Consider the following 18,577-nt stretch of genomic DNA (forward strand, 5'->3'; position numbering starts at 1 on the left):
ATCTATGACACGCCGCCACCCCGACACTGCGCCCGTCGATGCAGGGCACGACACCGACGCGCTCGAAGCGCTCGCCGATCTCGACAGCCCACGCGCGGACGCGTGGCTCACAGCATTGACCAATGAATTCGCAGCAGGCGCCGCTGCACTCGATGCCGGCCCGCACTTTCCTCACGACAATCTCGCGAAGCTGCGCCGCGCAGGACTGCTCGCGTTGACGGTGCCGCGTGCGCTCGGCGGGTATGAGGCGACGCTCGCGCAAGCGTTGAAGGTGATACGCGCGATCGCACGCGGCGAGCCGTCGACGGCATTGATCGTCGTCATGCAGTGTCTTTACCATCTGCGTTTGCAGGCCAATCCCAACTGGCCCGTCGCGCTCAAGGAACGCATCGCGCGCGACGCCGTGGAGCATGGCGCGCTGATCAATTCGTTGCGCGTCGAGCCGGAACTCGGTTCGCCGTCGCGCGGCGGATTGCCCACTACTGTTGGCAAACAGCGAGGCGACCACTGGATATTGAACGGCCGCAAGCTCTACTCGACGGGTAGTCCGGGACTGACATGGTTTGCCGTCTGGGGTCGTACTGATGACGCATCCCCGCGCGTCGGTACGTGGCTCGTGCATCGCGACACGCCCGGCATCCGCTTCGGCGAGCCATGGAATCATCTCGGCATGCGCGCGACGGGCAGTCACGAAGTGGTCTTCGACGACGTGCGCGTGCCACTCGATCATGCAGTCGATCTGCAGGCACCCGGCCCGGCCAACGGCATAGACCCTGTGACGAGCGTGTGGATGAACGTGCTATTGCCGTCGATCTACGACGGCGTCGCACGTGCGGCGCGCGACTGGTTCGTGCAGTGGACGGCACAGCGCGTGCCCTTGAGCCTGGATGCGCCGTTATCGAGTCTCGACAGTTTTCAGCAGACGGTGGGACGTATCGACGCCTTGCTTTTCAATAACCGCGTATTGCTCGACGCAGGTGCAGTCGGCCATGTGAGCGTAGCGGAAGCGCCGGCCATCAAATATCTGGTGAGCCGGCAGGCGATCGAAGCCGTCCAGCTCGCGCTCGAAGCGAGCAGCAACCCAGGCTTGAGCCGCAACAATCCGCTTGAACGGCACTATCGCGACGCGCTGTGTGCACGCATTCACACGCCGCAAAACGATACAGTGCTGGGCAATCTGGGCCGCGCGGCATTCGCGGCGTTTTCGTAGCGCGACCGTGCAAACCGGCTGAACGCCGTGTCATTTCGTAATCCACGACCTTCCAGTCACCTGACAATGCATTCACACACCGCCGTGCTCGATAGATGCGGCGCCATGCGAAACAGGCAGTCAGGAGGTAGACGTGAACGATCGACGCGAACGGCTGGCCCTCGTATCCACGCAGCGTCCGGCGTGCTCATTCAACCTGCAATCCGCACACGATTCCGCGGCGCACAGACGCGTGAAGTACTGGACGGCAACGGGCGCATTCTGGGGCGCCGCATCGGGCTTGCTCGGCGGCCCGACGCTCTTCTACTCTGTCACGGGCGTTGGCCTCGAAGCCGATCTCAAGCAGGCGCTGGCATCGCTGGTTTGCGGCGCGGCGGGCGCGATGATGGGCGCGGCGGGCGCCGCGATCGTCGCGATACTGATGCGTCGTCGCGTACGCTCTGAACCGGCGCGCCGATTCACGTCGAGCGGACTGCGCCTCGTCGATATCAGCGAGGCGCGCGAATACGGCCTGTATAACGATCAACTTCCTGTGCTCGCGACTCGCGAAGAACCGGCTCAATAGCACCGTTACCCGTGGCGCGATTGCTCGCGGCACGGGAACGACCAGACCCTGCCCGTGCCCGGATAACCGGCAGGATCCGCACACCACAGCTGTTATTCCTGAATGAACTGCAGCAAGTCGGCGTTGACAAGATACGCATGGGTCGTGCACATGCCGTGCGGCGCGCCTTCGTAGATCTTCAGCTTGCCGTTTGGAACCAGTTTCGACGACAGCTTGCCCGAGTCGTCCAGCGGCACGATCTGATCCGCGTCGCCTTGCAGCACCAGCGTCGGCACGGTCATCTTCTTCAGGTCTTCCGTGAAGTCGGTTTCGGAGAATGCCTTGATGCAGTCGTACGCGCTCTTGATCGAGCATTGCATGCCGGCATACCAGAACGCATCGATCGTGCCCTGCGATGGCTTCGCACCTTCGCGATTGAAGCCATAGAACGGCACGGCGAGATCCTTGAAGAACTGCGAGCGATTTTCGATCACGCCCTTGCGGATGTCGTCGAATACTGAAACCGGCAGGCCGCCCGGATTGGCGGGCGTTTTCAGCATCAGCGGCGGCACAGCGGAAATCAGCACTGCCTTGCGCACGCGCTGGGTGCCATGACGTCCGATGTAACGCGCGACTTCGCCGCCGCCCGTCGAGTGACCGACCAGCACGGCATCCTTCAGATCGAGATGCTCGATCAGTTCCGCGAGATCGTCCGCATAACGGCTCATATCGTTACCGTCCCAAGGCTGGCTCGAACGGCCGTGGCCGCGCCGGTCGTGAGCGATCACGCGATAACCCTTCTCCGCGAGATACATCATCTGTGCGTCCCACGCGTCGGCATTCAACGGCCAGCCGTGCGAGAACACTACCGGTTGACCTGAACCCCAATCCTTATAGAAGAGCTGGGTACCATCTTTCAATACAAACGTAGCCATGACTTGAACTCCTTGACTGATGCGCAAAATACGCGCGCAGCGCCGTGCGGTCTTTCATTGCATCGGTGCATCGCGTATGAGTCCAGTATCCAGGCTAATGAAGTACATGCCTTGTGTATCGCCCCGACGCTTTGGTATCTGCACGACCATTCGCGTTTTTTCGCGTCGTGGCTCGCGTCGTGCGGACGCCAGTACCTGCGTGCGATTGCGAAATCGCATTGCGTGATAAAGCACTATGCTCGGCATACATCCGGTCAGGCATTTTTCTCCGCAATCATGGAAAGCAATTCGAAGTATCTTGCGTCGCAAAACGGCGACGATTGTGTTCACACTCAGCACAACGACGAGTCACGTGATCATCTGCGTTTTCAGCTTCCTCATGCGCATCTTTCGACTGCATTCGGCAACGACTGGTTTGCGCTGAAGGCGGAGTCGTTCGCGCGATTCTTCGGCACGCCGACGTTTCTGTTGTCGCAGACCGTGATCGTCGCGATCTGGATTGCGTTGAACGTCTGCGGTGTTACCCACTTTGATGTATATCCGTTCGTGCTGTTGAATCTGGCATTCAGCCTGCAATCGGCCTATGCCGCGCCTTTGATCCTGCTTGCGCAGACCCGCCAGGCCGATCGCGACAAGGCACATGCGGATGCCGATGCACGGCATCGCGAAGCGCTAGCGCTCGCGGCTGAGCGGCGTGACAAGGCGTTGGCGCATCAGGCTGCGCAGATGCAGGAGCTTTTGCGGCAGAACACCGAGTTGACGGAGTTGACGCGGGATCTTACGGAGCAGATTGCCAGGCTCACGAATGATGTGCATGAGAAGCTTACGCGGGAGAGGCATTCGAAGGTTGGCGGCGCGGTGTGATGTTTTTTCTTTGGGTTTGTCTGCGACGCTGAGGTGGTCTGTTTTTGTTGTCTCCACGTTTTGCTTTGGTGCTTCAGGCGCTGTCCCGTGAAGAAGCTGCTCGACCACAAGGACGGCCGCATGACGCGGCGCTACGCGAAGGCTCGCGATGAGAAGTTTGCGGAAGCGGTCGCATTGCCAGACCGGCGCGCATCTCAGAGATCGCTGACAACAACGTGCCAGCTGCATCAGGAGTACTGCTGTGTCATGCGAAGCCCGTTACATGAACGGGCTTTTTACTATCGATGCCAGACGGATCGATCACTTTACCGGCTTATAAAAGATTACTTTGCCTTTTCAACCTGAAAATGATTCACATAACCAGTCGCATAAAATATCCATCACCCTATTCATCACTGAAAACATAAGGCGAATCGCAAAACTGAAAACGCCTATCAAATTAAAAACAATATGTAATTATTGAGAAGGCATCTCAAAATCTGACCTTGCTATTCCAGGTCGAATGCACAGACCTACACAATGAGATCTGCGCCTTACCCCGCATGAACCACGTCGCTTTCAGGCGATTGCGCAGGAAGATTTTTGCATTGCTTTCGTTTTTATTTCGAATGCTTTTTGCAATTAACAATGGAAGAAGAAAGAAAGAATTCTTTCATTTCCTGATCGTTACCATAAAAAATAATTAATGTTCTTTCGCGTCTCCCATCCATAAAGTCTCCTCGCAGGTTAGTAACAGTACGAAATCAATAGGATCACTAACCTGACGTCAATGTGCCCTTGCCTCCTGGCTTGTGGCGCTAATAAATCCAACAGCAGGTTTGGAGACAACATATGAAACTGTCAACCCGCCTATGGCTGGGTGAAGGCCTCCTTTTGCTTGCAGGTATCGTATCGGGAGGCATCGGATCATCCGCGTATGCGCAAGCGCTTCCCGAATCGCGTGATCAGGAGATACAGGATCTTCGGCGGCAACTCGCCACCTTGAGCGTGCGCCTGGACCAATTGACAGCGAGCCAGTCTGGTCGAGCGAACGGCGAAACATCTGCCCCTGCGCAACACGCAGGTACAGCACCTCCTTCCAGCCGGGCAGCAACTGCGTACGCGGAAGCGCCTGCGGCCGCGTCGTCAACAGCCGCTGAACCGGGTGCGTCTAGCGGTCCGGCCTGGAGCAGCGGCATGCCCTCGCGCATACGGGAATTCCTGACCGCCATCGGCAACATCGAGTTCTACGGCGATCTGAATCTTTCCGCCGACTATGCGACCAAAGGGCTGAAGAGCAGCTACACGCGACCCGACGGCACGGTCGTCTCGCCGGCAGGCAACATGGGTTGGCAGCCGGATATCTCTTCGAACCTGTCGTATCTCGGCGTGCGCGGCCAGCACAACTTCGGCGCCTCGCCATTGGCGTTCGTGTTCCAGCTGGAAACACAGATCGACGTATCTGCGACAGCGGGCACGGCCAATTCGAACTCCGCGCAAGATTCAACGGTGAAGGGTGCGTTGACCTCGCGCAACAGCTTCATTGGTCTGGCATCTCCGGCTTGGGGTGCATTGAAGATCGGCAAAACGGATGCGCCCTACAAGACGTCGACGCAGCGCATGAATCCGTTCTCCGGCACACCTGGCGACTACGCGGCGATCATGGGCAATACAGGCGGCGATAATCGGGTCGAGTTCGGCACGCGCCTCGATCATGCAATCTGGTATGAGTCGCCCAGTTTCTCCGGCGTCACGTTCAATGCGCTCGTGTCCCCTGGGCAAAACCGGGGGTACGAAAACTCGACGCAGGCTTCGGGCGAATCCGATTGCACGGGCGGCAACATACCTGGCAGCGGCGGCGGACCCGTCGCCTGTAACGACGGCAGCTACGGCACCGCGTACAGCGCGAATGTCGCCTACACACGCGGCCCGCTCTACCTGACGGCAGCCTACGAACTGCATCGCGGCGTGAACCGGTCCGGCGACGTCACCAATACGCCAGCTGCGGCGACTTCGGCCGACGGCACGGATCCCAATGACATCGGCAACGAATGGGCCTTCAAGGTTGGCGGGCAGTACACCTTCTCGACGGGCACCACGGTCAGCGGGATCTACGAATGGCTGCGCCGGAAGATCCCGTCGTACCTGGAGTCGCAGAACGAACGCAGCCGCAACGGGTTCTGGATCTCGCTGACACAGGTCATCACGCCCAAGGACCTCGCAAGCTTCGGTTGGGCACATGCGGGCGGCACGCCAGGAGACCCCGGTCAGCACAATACTGCACCCGCCGACCCGAACGCACTTGGCATCGCGAATCCGCCAAATGCCGCCAATCTGTTCTCGTTGTTGTATCGGCATGTGGTCGACAAGAATCTGTCCATCTACGCAAACTACGCATTGCTGATCAACGAGGCGAATGCCCACTATGCACTGGGTGCAGGCGGCAGAAGCGTCACGTACGACTGTCACGATGGCAGTTCAATTTCCGCCGGTGCGCCGTTCTGTTACGCAGGTGGTCATCCGATGGCTTTTTCGGTCGGACTTGACTACAAGTTCTAGAATTCCTGGTCCGCGCAGCAACGCCGCCGCTTCCGGCCGCGACGTATGCTGCGCCTCCCATTCGGCAAAGGCCGCTTCCGCGATACGAATATTGCGCAAGCCGACGCAAACATCCAGGCCTACCGAGTGCCTCGCCACACACGAAGACAACTGAAAACGGGTCAACCGATCGAAAGATGCGGCAATCGGGTACGTCGTCGCATCCCGCCTCATCACCTTCGCAGTTTCCGCGAAACCGAAATCACCGGCAAACCGCGCGTGCCACACCATCACCGCTCCCACGACCGATCCGGCTTTCCAGTCCGAAGTGATCCGTGTTCGGCGCGAGAGCCCACACACAGTTTGCCGCTATAGGACGTGGGCGATTTGATTGCGCTAGAGGCGACGCGGGAGTATGAAGCGGGTGAGGCGCTCAATAAGAGCGCTGGCAGCGGGCATCGAAAAGAACGATACCGCGAACAGGACGGGGCCGTTGGGGGCCCGTGGGCAAACACAGGAGCGAGCGGTGTTCAGCGGCTTTCTTTTGCCAGCGAAAAACCAAAAAAACCAGGCCCGACGCGCTCAAGCGTCAACACAGACATAAACAGGAAGCTCAACCCGCATCCGCGCACCAGAACCCGTCCCCGTATCACAAGAAATAGACCCACCATGTCCTTCAACAATCGAACGACAGATAGACAACCCCAACCCCATCCCCTCCGACTTCGTCGTAAAAAAAGCACTAAACAGGTTAGCCGCAACCTCAGGCGAAATACCCACACCAGAGTCTTCAACAGTCAGAAAAACCCTCTGCCCATCTTCAACGTGCGTCCGCACATTCAACACGCGCGCCCGGTCCTGAACCGACGACATCGCCTGCAATCCATTGACGGCAAGATTGATCAACACCTGCTGCAATTGCACCCGATCGCCGTTCACGATCAATTCACCCGCCGCGAGATTCATTCTCACAACAGCACCGTAACGCTTCACCTCGCGATCCAGCAAATCGATCGTCTCGACAGCAAGGCTATTGACATCCAGCAGCGCAAACGTCGGTTCGCTCTTGCTGGCCAGCGCCCGTATCCGGCGGATGATCTCGCTCGACCGGCGCGCATTGCTCACCATCGCGTCGAACGCATGACACGCCTCGTCCAGATTGGGCTTTTCGCGCCGCAGCCAGCGCAAACCTGCTTCGCCGTGCGTGGTGATCGCGGCAAGCGGCTGACTCACTTCGTGTGCAATCGATGCCGCCAGTTCGCCAAGCATCGTCACACGCGTGGCATGCGCCAGCTCGGTGGTCGATCGGTTCAATGCTTCATGCGTGTCGTGCAACTCTCGCACCTGCTCCTCGAGACGCGCGCTGTCGGCCTGTATGCGCAAGGTCAGCGCCGTCGTCGCGACAATCGACAGACAGGCAACCGTCGCGCGGGCGAGCGCCGAAAACGAATCTTCGTCGAGATGCCCGATCAGATAGCCGAGCACCGTCGCCCAGATGCACGCAATCGCGACGATCAGCGTGCCGCGCCGCGACAACACGGTCGCCACCAGCATCACGACGATCGAATACAACACCATGATTGCCGTCGCGTAGTGACCAAACGAATCGACCAGAAAGACAACCAGGGCCAGTCCGCCCGCGAGCGTCAGCTTCAATGTCGGGTTTTGTTTGGCAAGAAGGGACACGCGTTCCATGTTCATGTCGAGAGCGGGAGAATGAAAAATGCCGGATCACGCGCCACGCGCGGGACGGCCACGCAGCAGCGGCGCCCCGCATTGCAGTATGGTTCGCCCCGAATAGCGGACCCTGCTCCAGGAACCGCCGCGCATCGCGCGCCGGCTGCGGCATGGCTGTCCGGGCGGGGCGCGATTCTCGCGTAATGCGTCCCGAACTCTCGTCAACAGCGCGCGGCAACGTTTATTCCAACGCCAGTTGCGCTTCGTTCGACGCGACAGGCGGCGTAAGCATGTTTAAAGCCGTTGCCTGTCGATGGCCGCTCATAGTGACGCGCGCGCGCAGCCGATGCTTTCGACGTGCAGGGATTTTTATCGGATTCGCACGGCGGTGTAAGCATCCATACAGTAACGATGCATACGCGATCACGCGAAGGGATACGCTTCGCGGCGGACACCGCGAAGCGCGAGAAAGCGCGGCACAGAGCGTGCCGCGAGTCTGGCTCGAAGCGCTCAGGCGAGCACGTCGGAAAACACGCGGGTTGCGAATCGGTTCGAATCGGTCCCGGTGTTGATGACGCCGACCGACTTCAGATCGTCGGCATACAGTGCGATCTCTTTCTTGAACGCATCGCCGACAGGATGATGATGGTCCGTATGGCTCTTCAGCATCGCCGTCAATTGCGCGACATTCGCGCTCGGCGCATTCGGTGCGAAGATCGCGGCGGCTTCGGCGGGATGATTCGCCGTCCACTCCGTCGCTTCGAGCAATGCCTGTGTCAATGCCTGCGCAGTCGCGCGGTCCTTGCGGATCAGCGAGCCGCGCACGCCCAGCACGCAGCACACGCGGTTCGCGTATTCACCGCACAGGTTGTTCGACACTTCCTGCAAATGGTCGGACTCACGCAGCGTCCAGATGGTCGGATCGCCGTCGGCAATCGCGTGCACTTCGCCTTTTTTCAGCGCTTCGCCGAGCAAGGTCGCGGGATATTGCCGCCAGTGCACATCGTTGTCCGGATCGACACCGATCTTCTTCAGCGAGATCGCAAAGAAGTTCTTCGCGGGGCTCGCCATATCGCTCACACCGACGGTGCGGCCTTTCAGCCCTTGCAGATCGACGATGCCCGATGCCTTCGTCGCAAGCAGGCGCATGCAGCCGCCGTGGATGCCCGCCGTCAGCTTTACGTCAAAGCCCTGCTCCAACGGTTTGATCCAGCGCAGCGCCATGCCGACGCCCGCATCGGACTTGCCGGTGGCGATCGCTTCGAGCAACTGGTCGGTGGACCCGGCGAAGTTGATCAGTTCGACATCGAGCCCGTGCTTGCGGAAGAACCCCTGATTGACGGCGACGGGCACGGGCGCCGTGCAGATCGCGCCCGCATTCCACGAGAGCTTGAGCGGCTTGAGGTTTTCGTCCGCCGCCACGGCGCGCAGGCCGGGCAGGAACGACGCGCCGCCCAGCGCGGCCGCGCCCGCCGTCCACGCAGTCTTGCGCAGCCATGTGCGGCGCGACGGGTTGTCGGGCGTCGAATGCTCAGTGTTGTCGTCGGGTTTCATATCGTTGTTGTCCAATGCGTAGTGTGGTCGTGAGCAGGTTCATGTATCGAGGCCGAGTTGCGCCAGCACTTCGCGGCGCAGCGCGACGAGCTTCGGGTCGTCACGATGTCGCGGATACGGTGCGTCGTTGCGCACTTCCGCAACGATGCGCGCCGGGCGTTCGCTCAGCACGATCACGCGATTCGCCACATACAGCGCCTCTTCGACGTCGTGCGTGACGAGCAGCACCGAAAAACGCGCGGCCTGCCACAAACGCACCAGTTCGCCCTGCATGCGGATGCGCGTCAGCGAATCGAGCTTGCCGAACGGTTCGTCGAGTACGAGCAGTTGAGGATCGTTGACGAGCGCGCGCGCCAGCGCCGCGCGCTGCGCCATGCCGCCCGACAGTTGATGCGGGAACGCATCGGCAAACTGGTCGAGGCCGACCAGTTCGAGCGCTGCGTCGATGCGCGCCGCCGTATCGTCACGCGTTGGGCGATCACGTCCGGCGCGCTGCGCTTGCGGACCGAGCCCCACGTTGTCGCGCACGGTGCGCCACGGGAACAGCGTCGGATCCTGAAACACGACCACGCGCGACGGGTCCGGCCCGGCAATCGGCTCGCCGTTCGCATGCAGCGCGCCGCGCGCGGGCGTATCGAGCCCCGCGACCAGACGCAGCAACGTGGACTTGCCGCAGCCGCTCGGTCCGAGCAGCGCGACGAACTCGCCCGGCTCGACGGTCAGGCTGATGTCGTCCAGTACGGGGAGCGACTCCCCGCGCAATGCAAAGCGATGACTGACGTTGCGCACATCGATACGCGCGCCCTGCCGCGCATCCGCGTGCGCGTGCGCTGCTTGAGTAGCTGCTACCATTTGAGCAATCCCTTTTGCCAGGCCAACAGACGGTCGCGCACCTTGAACAGCAGCGTGATCAGACCGGAACACATCAGCGCCATCACGAGCAGCGCGGCGTACATGTTCGAGTACGCTGCCCAGCCCTGCGCCCATTGCAGATACCAGCCAAGGCCCGCCTTCACGCCCATCATCTCCGCGACGATCAGCACCGAAAACGACGCGCCCAGCCCCATGAAAAGCCCGACGAACACCGACGGCAACGCGGCAGGTATCGCCACACGCAAGATCAGGAACGATGCGCGTGCGCCCAGCGTGCGCGCGACGTCGTAGTACGCGGAATTCACACCCGCGACGCCCGACCACGTCAGCACAGCCACAGGAAACGCACTGGCCAGCGCGATCAGAAACACGCTTGCGCTGAAGCTCGACGGAAAGAAGAAGAACGCGAGCGGCAGCCACGCAGTAGCAGGCAAAGGCCCGATCAGACGCAACACGGGATGCAGCCAGTAGCCCACCGCACGCGACCAGCCGATGCTCACGCCGATCGCGAAACCCGTCAGCGCGCCGAGCAGATAGCCATACGCGAGCAACACGAACGAATGCGCGACGCTCGATGCAAGCCTCGGCAGATCATCGAAATACACCGCAATCAACGCCTGAGGCGGCGCAAAGAAAGGTCGTGGCAGCCATTCAAGCTGCGCGGTGACGATTTCCCATGCCGTGATGCCGATCGCCAGCGCGAGCAGCCATGGCGAGGCCGCGATCCATGTATCGATGCGCGTGCGCTTCGTTTCCACATGCGGCGTGGACGAACCGTTAGCAAGGAAGGCTCGCACGCCGATGGCCGCCGACAACGCCGCCAGCGCGAGCTTCAGGATCACCAGTTCGCCCGTGTACGGCCAGTCGTCGAGTGCGTGCCACCATTGCGTCACGGCCGCGCCGCCGAGCCACGCCAGCGTCGCCAGCACGGCGGCCACCTGCTTGCTGATATCGCGCGGCGCGGCGGTATTGTCTGCGTTCAGGCCGGTGAGATCGATTGCCTGAGTGGATGAGGACATGTCGATACGCTCCTTGAAAATGCGGCTTACGCGCTGCCGATGGTCGTGTCCGAGATCGCGCGCACGTCGATGCGGCGCGGCAGGATCGCATCGCGATACGCGGCGTCGGCGACCTTTTGCAATGCCGCGATGTCGGCGTCGGAGACCAAGTGCTGTTTGAGCGACGCGCGCTTCGTGATCTGTTTTGCGGCGTCGAGCGGCGAACGCGTGAGGGTCGCGTAGATCTGCGCGTAAGCGTCGGCGTTCGCGACGGCCCAGTCGCCCGCCCGCTGATAGCGCTGCAGAACGTCTGCGATTGCAGCACGCTTGCGGGCATCGGCAAGTGACGCGCCCGATGCGGTGATGAAGCCCAGTCCGCTATTGATGCCCGTGCCGTCGCGCAGAATGCGCGCGCCGCGTTGTACCGCGATGCCGTAGTAAGGATCGAATGTTGCCCACACTTCAATCGAACCGGAAGCGAAGGCGGCGAATGCATCGACGGGCAGGATGAAACGCACGGACACGTCGTCTTTCGACAGTCCCGCTTCCGCCAGTGCGCCATATAGCTGGAACTGCGAAATGCTGCCGCGTGCCGACGAAATAAATACCGTGCGTCCCTTCAGATCCGCGACCGTGCGAATCTTCGAATCCTGCGCAACGAGAATGCCGAGTTGGGCGCCGGAGCCGACACGCGTCGCGACGATCTTCAAGGTCGGATCACCGACAGCCGCCGCGAGCACAGGCAGATCGCCAGCGGGTGCGAGATCGACAGCGCCCGCGCGTTGTGCCTCGAAGAGCGGCGCAGCGCCCTGAAAGTTGGCCCAGCGAAACGCGTACGGCGTGCCGTCGAGTACTTTGGCCGCTTCAGCCAGCGCACGTGTGCCGCCCGCCTGATCGCCGAGCACGATTGTGGTCGACGCCGAGTCGGCAGCGAGTGCATTGCGCGCACTCGATACACCCATTGCCGCGATAGCAGGCGTCGTAGCAAGTGCGCGAAGCACACGTCGCCGCGCAGAAAAAGACGTTGGAACAGAAGCGCTCATAAGCCCTCGCAATCGATATGCAAGCAAGCGTAACGACGAAGGCGCGCGGTGAGAATTATTCTATTTCTATATGTTTATCTCTCAGCAATATTTATGGTTTGCATCTTTTGAATGACGCGTTTCGTTCGCGTTTCATAGAGTCTTCGCTTATCTGCAAGCGTGCGATCCATAGCTAAAACATTCGCTTAGAAAGCGCCGATTCCGTTGCTACGATGGCGCATCGATCCATTCTCTCGCCCGAATCAATACAGAAAACGGAATACACGTATGGCGTATATGACACGTCGAGCCTTCGCTCGCCTCGCACTCGTTTCTCTGGTCTCGCTCAGTTCTGCGCTGGTTTCTGCGCAGAGCTTTGCGCAATCGTCGGGTGCACCTATTGCACTGCGCATCGGCTATCAGAAATCATCGACGCTCATCACGCTGCTCAAGGCACGCGGCACGCTCGAAAAAGCACTCGCGCCGTTAAACGTGCGTGTCTCGTGGAATGAGTTCACGAGCGGCTTGCCGTTGACGGAAGCACTCAACGTCGATGCCGTCGATTTCAGCGCCGACGTTGCCGACACCGTGCCGATCTTCGCGCAAGCTGCGCATGCGCGCTTCGTGTATGTCGCGCAGGAAGCGCCTTCGCCGGGCGCGCAGGCGATCATCGTCAAGAACGACAGTCCGCTGAAAACACTCGCTGATCTGAAGGGCAAACGCATCGCGGTGACGAAAGCAGCGGGCAGTCACTATCTGTTGCTGGCGGCATTGAACAAAGCAGGACTCTCGGCCGCCGATGTGAAGATCAGCTATCTGACGCCCGCTGACGGTCGCGCGGCGTTCGAGCGCGGCAGCGTCGATGCGTGGATTACGTGGGATCCCTATGTCGCATCCGTCGATAAAAACGCCGATGTGCGTATCCTCGCGAATGGCGACGGGCTGGCTTCGTATCAACGCTACTACCTCGCGTCGCGCACGTTCGCCGATGCGCATCCGGAAGTGGTGCAGGTCGTGTTCGATCAACTGAAGGAAGCGGGCGAATGGCTGCGCGCGCATCCCGATGATGCGGCCACAACGCTTGCGCCCGTGTGGGGACTCGACGCCGCGACGATCGAGCGAGCCAACGCGCGGCGCAGTTATCTGGTGCGAGCCGTGGCGCCGCAGAATTTCGGCGAGCAGCAGATCATCGCCGATGCGTTCTTCAAGAACGGTCTGCTGCCCGCGCGCGTCGAAACGAATCAGGCGCAGTTGTGGGACTTCACGGCGAAGCGGCCCAAAACTTCGGGAGGCTAACGCGCGTTGCCTGGCTTTAGCGCACGAACGGCGTCAACGCGCGCAGCCAGCACGCGACAGCCACCGCGCCACCGTCGGGTTCGCCCACTGCCCGCTCGCCGAGATAGCTCGCGCGGCCCACGCGCGGCATCATCTTCGATGTCGATTCGGCGCCCTTTTCTGCGGCATCGACCGTCGCGGCCCACGCGGCCGCAAGCGGTTCGCTGCGCTTGACGGCAGCGGAGAACGCGTCGGCAGCGGGACGCAGTGCGTCGAGCATCGTGCGCTCGCCGGGCTGCGCGCCGCCTAGTTCCGATATCGCGTTGACGGCGACATCGAAAGCGTCGGCCCAATCGGACGCAGCAGTCACGTTGCGCTCTCCAAGCCGGCGCGATGCGCGCAACAAAGCCGTCGCGTAGAACGGGCCGGAACTGCCCGCAATCGCACGTCGCAAAGTGACGGCCAGTTCGGCGAGCGCGTCGGACGGCGTGGGCCACGCTGTCGCCGGGATCGCGAGCACGGCCTCGCCCGCGCGCTTCATGCTCGAGCCGAGATCGCCGTCGCCCGCTTTCGAATCGAGTTCGGTCAGGTGCGCTTCTTCAGCGATCAATGCATGCGCGGCTGCGTCGAAGGCGAGTTGCAATGGCGTGCGTTGCGCCGACGCGTCGCCGCCCGACACCGGCTCAGCCTTTACATCCGATGCGATACCCGTCGCGCCATCGACATTCACACGCCCCGCGCCCGCCCATGTTGCGACCTTGGTCGGCGCATCGAGCAGCGCAAGACGCGCGTCGTCGACACGCATTACCGAGATCGAGCACCCCGGCATGTTCAGCGCCGACAGTAACGTGCCGCACCACGCGCGCTCGATTTGCAATCCACGCTGTTTGAGCCCGTTGATCGCCGCACGCGCGACGACGGCCAGTTCCATCGGCGTGGTCGCGCCCAGCCCGTTGACGAGCAGCGCAACGCGCTCGCCGCCGGCCAGTTGCAGATCGTCGGTGATGGCGGCGAGCAAGGTGTCGGTCAATTGGTCTGCGGGCATTGGCTTTGTGCGTTGCACGCCCTTTTCGCCATGAATGCCGAGACCGAGTTCGATCTCGTCGTCCGCGAGACTGAAGCTCGACTGTTGCGTTGCGGGCAGCGTGCAACCGTCGAGCGCAACGCCCATCGTGCCGATCGCGTCGGCCGCACTGCGCGCGAGCGCCGTGACATCCGCGAGTGACTTGCCTGCCGCAGCCGCCGCGCCCGCAACCTTGTGCACGAACACGGTTCCCGCGATGCCGCGCCGCCGCCCGCGCTCGACGGTGTTGCGCAGCGACACGTCGTCCGCGACCACGACGACTTCGACGGGAATGCCTTCAGTACGCGCCAGTTCGGCCGCGAGTCCGAAATTCAGGCGGTCGCCCGTGTAGTTCTTCACGACCAGCAGCGCCCCGTTCGGTCCCGCCGATGCGCGGATCGCAGCCAGCACGGCATCCGTCGATGGCGACGTGAACACTTCGCCGCACACGGCCGCCGCCAGCATGCCTTCGCCGACATAGCCCGCATGCGCAGGCTCGTGCCCGCTGCCGCCGCCCGAAATGATCGCGACAGGCCGTGCAGCCGGTGCCGGCAGATCGCGCCGCACGACGACATTCTCGTCGCGCAGCAAGGCCGTGTCGGGCGACAGCATCGCAAGGCCTTCGAGCATCTCGCGCACGACATGGGACGGATCGTTCAGCAGTTTTTTCATGGCGCAGAGCCTCGATGAATTCGGATGAAGATGAACGTGGGCAATGAACGTGGGAAGCGCGGGCGGTAGCCTGAACGCACACTTTAGCCGGTGTGCGCAGACGACGCATCGGCCGCGGCTTGCTCCTTCAGGAAATCGACGAATGCGCGCAGCGGCGCGGGCAGATGGCGCCGGCCCGGATAGTAGAGAAACGGCCCGGAGAACGTCTGCCACCACGGCTGCAGAATCGGCTCCAGCGCGCCGCTATCGAGATGCGGCCGCAGCATGCCTTCGAACAGATGAATCACGCCCACACCCTCGAGCGCGGCGCTCACTGCAAGCTCGATCGCGGCGCTCGGCCTGACCACCAGCGGCCCCGTCGGATCGAGCCGCACCACTTCGCCATCGCGCTCGAAGTCCCAGGTCGGCATCGCGCCGCCCGCGAACTGGCCGCGCAGGCACGCGTGTTCGAGCAGATCGCGCGGATGCTCGGGGCGGCCATGCGCATCGAGATATTCGCGCGTCGCCGCCGTCGCAAAGCGCTGCACGCGCGGGCCGATAGGCACGGCAATCATGTCCTGTTCGAGCCGCTCCTCATAACGGATACCCGCGTCGCAGCCAATCGACAGCACGTCCGCAAAGCCGTCTTCAACGACGACTTCGACGCGGATGTCGGGATACATCTTCAGGAACGGCGCGACGACAGATGGCAGCGCGATGCGCGCGGCGCTGGACGGCACGTTGAGCTTCAGCGTGCCGCTCGGCTTGTCGCGGAACACGTTGAGGACGTCGAGCGCGGCTTCCATTTCGCTGAAAAGCGGCGTGAGCTTGTCGATGAGCCGCTGGCCCGCTTCCGTCGGCGCGACGCTGCGTGTGGTGCGGTTCAGCAGCCGCAAGCCGAGCTTGGTTTCGAGACGGCGCACGGCAATGCTCAGGCTGGATGCGGACACGCCGCTCAGGCGCGCTGCATCGCGAAAGCCGCCCGCGCGCGCCACCGACACGAAAGCGGCAAGATCGTTGAGTTCCATGGCAGGCCATTGTTCAAGATTTTCAACAGCCCGTACACTTTAGATGGGTTTATTCAACAACGCAAACCGGCGACACTGTCACTCATCGACTACCACGGAGCGCGTCATGCCGAACTTCAATACCGTTGAAACCTTCCCGCTGGCGGGCCGCCAGGTTCGCCGCATGGGCTACGGCGCAATGCAGCTCGCGGGCCCGGGCGTGTTCGGTCCGCCGAAGGACCGCGACGCCTGTGTTGCCGTACTGCGCGAGGCCATCGCGGCGGGCGTCAATCACATCGACACGAGCGACTTTTACGGACCGCACGTCACCAACCAGATCATCCGCGAGGCGCTGCATCCGTATCCCGGCGACCTCACACTCGTCACCAAACTGGGCGCGATTCGCGGCGACGACGGTTCGTGGATTTCCGCGCGCGAGCCCGACGATCTGCGGCGCGGCGTGCACGACAATCTGCGAAACCTCGGCCTCGACGTGCTCGATATCGTGAACATTCGCGTGATGGGCAATGTTCACAGCCCCGCGGAAGGATCGATCGAAGAGCAGGTTGTCGCGCTCGCCGAATTGCAGCGCGACGGGCTTGTGAAGCACATCGGCCTGAGCAACGTGACGGCCGCGCAGATCGCAGAAGCGCAGCGCATCGTGCCGATCGTCTGCGTGCAGAATCAGTACAACCTCGTGAATCGCGAAGACGATGCGCTCGTCGATCAACTCGCCGCGCAGGGTATTGCGTATGTGCCGTTCTTTCCGCTTGGCGGGTTCACGCCGATCCAGTCATCGGCACTGTCGGACATTGCGCGGGAACTGAACGCGACGCCGATGCAGGTTGCGCTCGCGTGGCTGCTGCATCGCGCGCCGAATATTCTGTTGATTCCTGGCACGTCGTCGCTCGCGCACCTGCGCGAGAACATGCAGGCCGCGCAGTTGAAGCTGAGCGACGATGTGCTCAAGCAACTGGATGCGATCGAAGGCACGAGCGCGAGCAGCGGCGGGCATTAAGCTCAGCGGGATTGCGATCGCATCGCGGGTTCCGGCGCATCGGTCGCAGTGTCGTGCGCTGTCTCGCCTCGCATGCGGTCGTCCTGGTCAAGCACGGCACGCGCGGTTTTCATATCGATTGCACGTTCCCAGCGCGCAACCGCAATCGTCGCGACGCCGTTGCCGATCAGGTTCGTCACGGCGCGCGCTTCGTTCAGGAAACGATCGACGCCAAGCAGCAGAACAAGCCCTGAAACAGGGATCTTTTGCATCGAAGCCAGCGTCGCCGCCAGTGCAACGAAGCCCGCGCCCGCAACGCCCGCCGAACCCTTCGACGTCAGCAGCAGCACGCCCAGCACCAGCAGCTGATCCCAGATTGACAGGTGAATGTTCATTGCCTGCGCGATGAAGATTGCGGCCATCGTCAGATAGATCGCGGTGCCGTCGGCGTTGAACGTATAGCCTGTCGGCAGCACCATGCCGACTACGGGCTTGCTGCAGCCGAGCTTTTCGAGCTTGATCATCATTTGCGGCAACACCGCTTCCGTCGATGCCGTGCCGAAGGTGATGAAGATTTCATCCTTGATATAGCGCAGGAATTTCCACAGCGACAGGCCGCACAGCCGCATCACCGCGCCGAGCACGACGACGATGAAGAGCACTGACGTCGCGTACAGCGCCAACATCAATTCGCCGAACGACGCGAGCGTGCCGATACCGTACTTCGCGACCGTGAACGCCATGCCGCCGAACGCGCCGATCGGTGCCGCATACATCACTATGCGCACGACGCCGAACATCGCCTGCAGAAACATGTCGAGCAGATCGACGAACGGCGCGGTGCGCGGACCGAGCCGCGCAAGTGCGATGGCAAGCAGCACGGAGAAGAAGATCACTGGCAGCATCTCGCCATTCGCGAATGCGCCGACCACGCTGTTCGGCACAATGCTCATGAAGAAATCGAGCATGCCGTGCTGATGCGCGCTGTGCGTGTAGGTGCTGATTGCCGCGCTGTCGATATGCGCGGGGTCGATGTTCATGCCGCTGCCCGGCTTCAGCACATTGACGACGACGAGCCCGATACCAAGCGCCAGCGTCGATGCAATTTCGAAGTACAGCACCGCTTTTACGCCGACGCGCCCTGCTTCGTGAATATCGTTCATCCGCGCGATACCGACTACCACCGACGCAAAAATGATCGGCGCGAGCAGCATGCGAATGAGGCGAATGAAGATATCGCCGAGCGGCTTCATCTGCGAGCCGATATCGGGAATGAAATGACCGACCAGCACGCCGGCGACGATGCCGATCAGTACCTGGACGTAGAGCTTCGATAGAGTCTTCGTCAGCTTCGAGCCTTGCATGTCTGTCTCCTGTGCATGGCGTCCTG

At 61.7% G+C, this 18,577-nt stretch carries 16 protein-coding genes; 7 read left to right on the top strand and 9 right to left on the bottom strand.

Annotated features, from left to right (window positions below):
- Positions 1-4 precede the first annotated feature (4 nt).
- Positions 5-1,210: an acyl-CoA dehydrogenase family protein gene (locus tag G3O01_RS32755; RefSeq protein WP_205811129.1), complete on the top strand. Its 1,206-nt coding sequence runs from the start codon at positions 5-7 to the stop codon at positions 1,208-1,210.
- A 133-nt stretch (positions 1,211-1,343) separates the two neighbouring features.
- Positions 1,344-1,775 carry a hypothetical protein gene (locus G3O01_RS32760; RefSeq protein WP_205811130.1) on the top strand — a complete coding sequence of 144 codons (432 nt, stop codon included), beginning with the start codon at positions 1,344-1,346 and terminating at the stop codon, positions 1,773-1,775.
- A gap of 92 nt (positions 1,776-1,867) precedes the next feature.
- Here the strand turns inward: G3O01_RS32760 and G3O01_RS32765 are convergent, their stop codons facing one another.
- The gene (locus G3O01_RS32765) at positions 1,868-2,689 is read right to left on the bottom strand and encodes an alpha/beta hydrolase (RefSeq protein ID WP_205811131.1); all 822 of its coding nucleotides are present in this window, start codon (positions 2,687-2,689) and stop codon (positions 1,868-1,870) included.
- A 276-nt stretch (positions 2,690-2,965) separates the two neighbouring features.
- On the opposite strand from G3O01_RS32765, the gene G3O01_RS32770 reads away from it, so the two are divergent.
- The 3 genes from G3O01_RS32770 (at position 2,966) to G3O01_RS32780 (ending at position 6,091) form a co-directional block, all read left to right on the top strand.
- A complete protein-coding gene (locus G3O01_RS32770) occupies positions 2,966-3,553 on the top strand; it encodes a DUF1003 domain-containing protein (RefSeq protein ID WP_205811132.1) in 588 nt (195 codons plus the stop codon).
- Between the two features lie 87 nt (positions 3,554-3,640).
- Positions 3,641-3,898, top strand: a complete 258-nt coding sequence (locus G3O01_RS32775) for a hypothetical protein (RefSeq protein ID WP_205811133.1) — start codon at positions 3,641-3,643, stop codon at positions 3,896-3,898.
- An 831-nt stretch (positions 3,899-4,729) separates the two neighbouring features.
- Positions 4,730-6,091 (top strand): porin, encoded by a 1,362-nt coding sequence (locus G3O01_RS32780; protein ID WP_241024454.1) that lies wholly within the window; start codon positions 4,730-4,732, stop codon positions 6,089-6,091.
- 561 nt (positions 6,092-6,652) lie between these two features.
- Here the strand turns inward: G3O01_RS32780 and G3O01_RS32785 are convergent.
- From G3O01_RS32785 to G3O01_RS32805, 5 genes are all read right to left on the bottom strand, one after another.
- Entirely contained in the window at positions 6,653-7,765 is a 1,113-nt protein-coding gene (locus G3O01_RS32785) for an ATP-binding protein (RefSeq protein WP_205811134.1), read from the bottom strand.
- A 492-nt stretch (positions 7,766-8,257) separates the two neighbouring features.
- Positions 8,258-9,301, bottom strand: a complete 1,044-nt coding sequence (locus G3O01_RS32790; RefSeq protein WP_205811135.1) for an ABC transporter substrate-binding protein — start codon at positions 9,299-9,301, stop codon at positions 8,258-8,260.
- 39 nt (positions 9,302-9,340) lie between these two features.
- Positions 9,341-10,153 carry an ABC transporter ATP-binding protein gene (locus tag G3O01_RS32795; RefSeq protein ID WP_205811136.1) on the bottom strand — a complete coding sequence of 271 codons (813 nt, stop codon included), beginning with the start codon at positions 10,151-10,153 and terminating at the stop codon, positions 9,341-9,343.
- Positions 10,147-11,193 carry an ABC transporter permease subunit gene (locus G3O01_RS32800; RefSeq protein ID WP_205811137.1) on the bottom strand — a complete coding sequence of 349 codons (1,047 nt, stop codon included), beginning with the start codon at positions 11,191-11,193 and terminating at the stop codon, positions 10,147-10,149. Before G3O01_RS32800 ends, G3O01_RS32795 begins: the two co-directional genes overlap by 7 nt.
- A gap of 26 nt (positions 11,194-11,219) precedes the next feature.
- The gene (locus tag G3O01_RS32805; protein WP_205811138.1) at positions 11,220-12,215 is read right to left on the bottom strand and encodes an ABC transporter substrate-binding protein; all 996 of its coding nucleotides are present in this window, start codon (positions 12,213-12,215) and stop codon (positions 11,220-11,222) included.
- A 267-nt stretch (positions 12,216-12,482) separates the two neighbouring features.
- Here G3O01_RS32805 and G3O01_RS32810 point away from each other — a divergent pair, with 267 nt between their 5' ends.
- Positions 12,483-13,490: an aliphatic sulfonate ABC transporter substrate-binding protein gene (locus tag G3O01_RS32810; RefSeq protein WP_205811139.1), complete on the top strand. Its 1,008-nt coding sequence runs from the start codon at positions 12,483-12,485 to the stop codon at positions 13,488-13,490.
- 16 nt (positions 13,491-13,506) lie between these two features.
- Here G3O01_RS32810 and G3O01_RS32815 read toward each other — a convergent pair whose 3' ends face one another.
- Both G3O01_RS32815 and G3O01_RS32820 read right to left on the bottom strand, forming a co-directional pair.
- Positions 13,507-15,204, bottom strand: coding sequence for a dihydroxyacetone kinase family protein (locus G3O01_RS32815; protein WP_205811140.1), 1,698 nt, complete (start codon positions 15,202-15,204; stop codon positions 13,507-13,509).
- Positions 15,205-15,287: 83 nt separating this feature from the next.
- Positions 15,288-16,211, bottom strand: coding sequence for a LysR family transcriptional regulator (locus G3O01_RS32820; protein ID WP_205811141.1), 924 nt, complete (start codon positions 16,209-16,211; stop codon positions 15,288-15,290).
- Positions 16,212-16,317: 106 nt separating this feature from the next.
- Between G3O01_RS32820 and G3O01_RS32825 the strand changes: the two genes are divergently transcribed.
- Positions 16,318-17,208: an aldo/keto reductase family oxidoreductase gene (locus G3O01_RS32825; RefSeq protein WP_205811142.1), complete on the top strand. Its 891-nt coding sequence runs from the start codon at positions 16,318-16,320 to the stop codon at positions 17,206-17,208.
- A 2-nt stretch (positions 17,209-17,210) separates the two neighbouring features.
- Here G3O01_RS32825 and dctA read toward each other — a convergent pair whose 3' ends face one another.
- Positions 17,211-18,551, bottom strand: coding sequence for a C4-dicarboxylate transporter DctA (gene dctA / locus G3O01_RS32830; RefSeq protein WP_205811143.1), 1,341 nt, complete (start codon positions 18,549-18,551; stop codon positions 17,211-17,213).
- Positions 18,552-18,577 lie beyond the last annotated feature (26 nt).

This window comes from Burkholderia sp. Ac-20365, assembly GCF_017104715.1.
In the GTDB taxonomy this organism is placed as follows: domain Bacteria; phylum Pseudomonadota; class Gammaproteobacteria; order Burkholderiales; family Burkholderiaceae; genus Paraburkholderia.

Bases quoted from the DNA above. Each gene is read 5' to 3' on its own strand.
- G3O01_RS32755 (WP_205811129.1), top strand. From the start codon at position 5: ATGACACGCCGCCACCCCGACACTGCGCCCGTCGATGCAGGGCACGAC.
- G3O01_RS32765 (WP_205811131.1), bottom strand. From the start codon at position 2,689: ATGGCTACGTTTGTATTGAAAGATGGTACCCAGCTCTTCTATAAGGAT.
- G3O01_RS32770 (WP_205811132.1), top strand. From the start codon at position 2,966: ATGGAAAGCAATTCGAAGTATCTTGCGTCGCAAAACGGCGACGATTGT.
- G3O01_RS32780 (WP_241024454.1), top strand. From the start codon at position 4,730: ATGCCCTCGCGCATACGGGAATTCCTGACCGCCATCGGCAACATCGAG.
- G3O01_RS32785 (WP_205811134.1), bottom strand. From the start codon at position 7,765: ATGGAACGCGTGTCCCTTCTTGCCAAACAAAACCCGACATTGAAGCTG.
- G3O01_RS32790 (WP_205811135.1), bottom strand. From the start codon at position 9,301: ATGAAACCCGACGACAACACTGAGCATTCGACGCCCGACAACCCGTCG.
- G3O01_RS32795 (WP_205811136.1), bottom strand. From the start codon at position 10,153: ATGGTAGCAGCTACTCAAGCAGCGCACGCGCACGCGGATGCGCGGCAG.
- G3O01_RS32800 (WP_205811137.1), bottom strand. From the start codon at position 11,193: ATGTCCTCATCCACTCAGGCAATCGATCTCACCGGCCTGAACGCAGAC.
- G3O01_RS32805 (WP_205811138.1), bottom strand. From the start codon at position 12,215: ATGAGCGCTTCTGTTCCAACGTCTTTTTCTGCGCGGCGACGTGTGCTT.
- G3O01_RS32810 (WP_205811139.1), top strand. From the start codon at position 12,483: ATGGCGTATATGACACGTCGAGCCTTCGCTCGCCTCGCACTCGTTTCT.
- G3O01_RS32815 (WP_205811140.1), bottom strand. From the start codon at position 15,204: ATGAAAAAACTGCTGAACGATCCGTCCCATGTCGTGCGCGAGATGCTC.
- G3O01_RS32820 (WP_205811141.1), bottom strand. From the start codon at position 16,211: ATGGAACTCAACGATCTTGCCGCTTTCGTGTCGGTGGCGCGCGCGGGC.
- G3O01_RS32825 (WP_205811142.1), top strand. From the start codon at position 16,318: ATGCCGAACTTCAATACCGTTGAAACCTTCCCGCTGGCGGGCCGCCAG.
- dctA (WP_205811143.1), bottom strand. From the start codon at position 18,551: ATGCAAGGCTCGAAGCTGACGAAGACTCTATCGAAGCTCTACGTCCAG.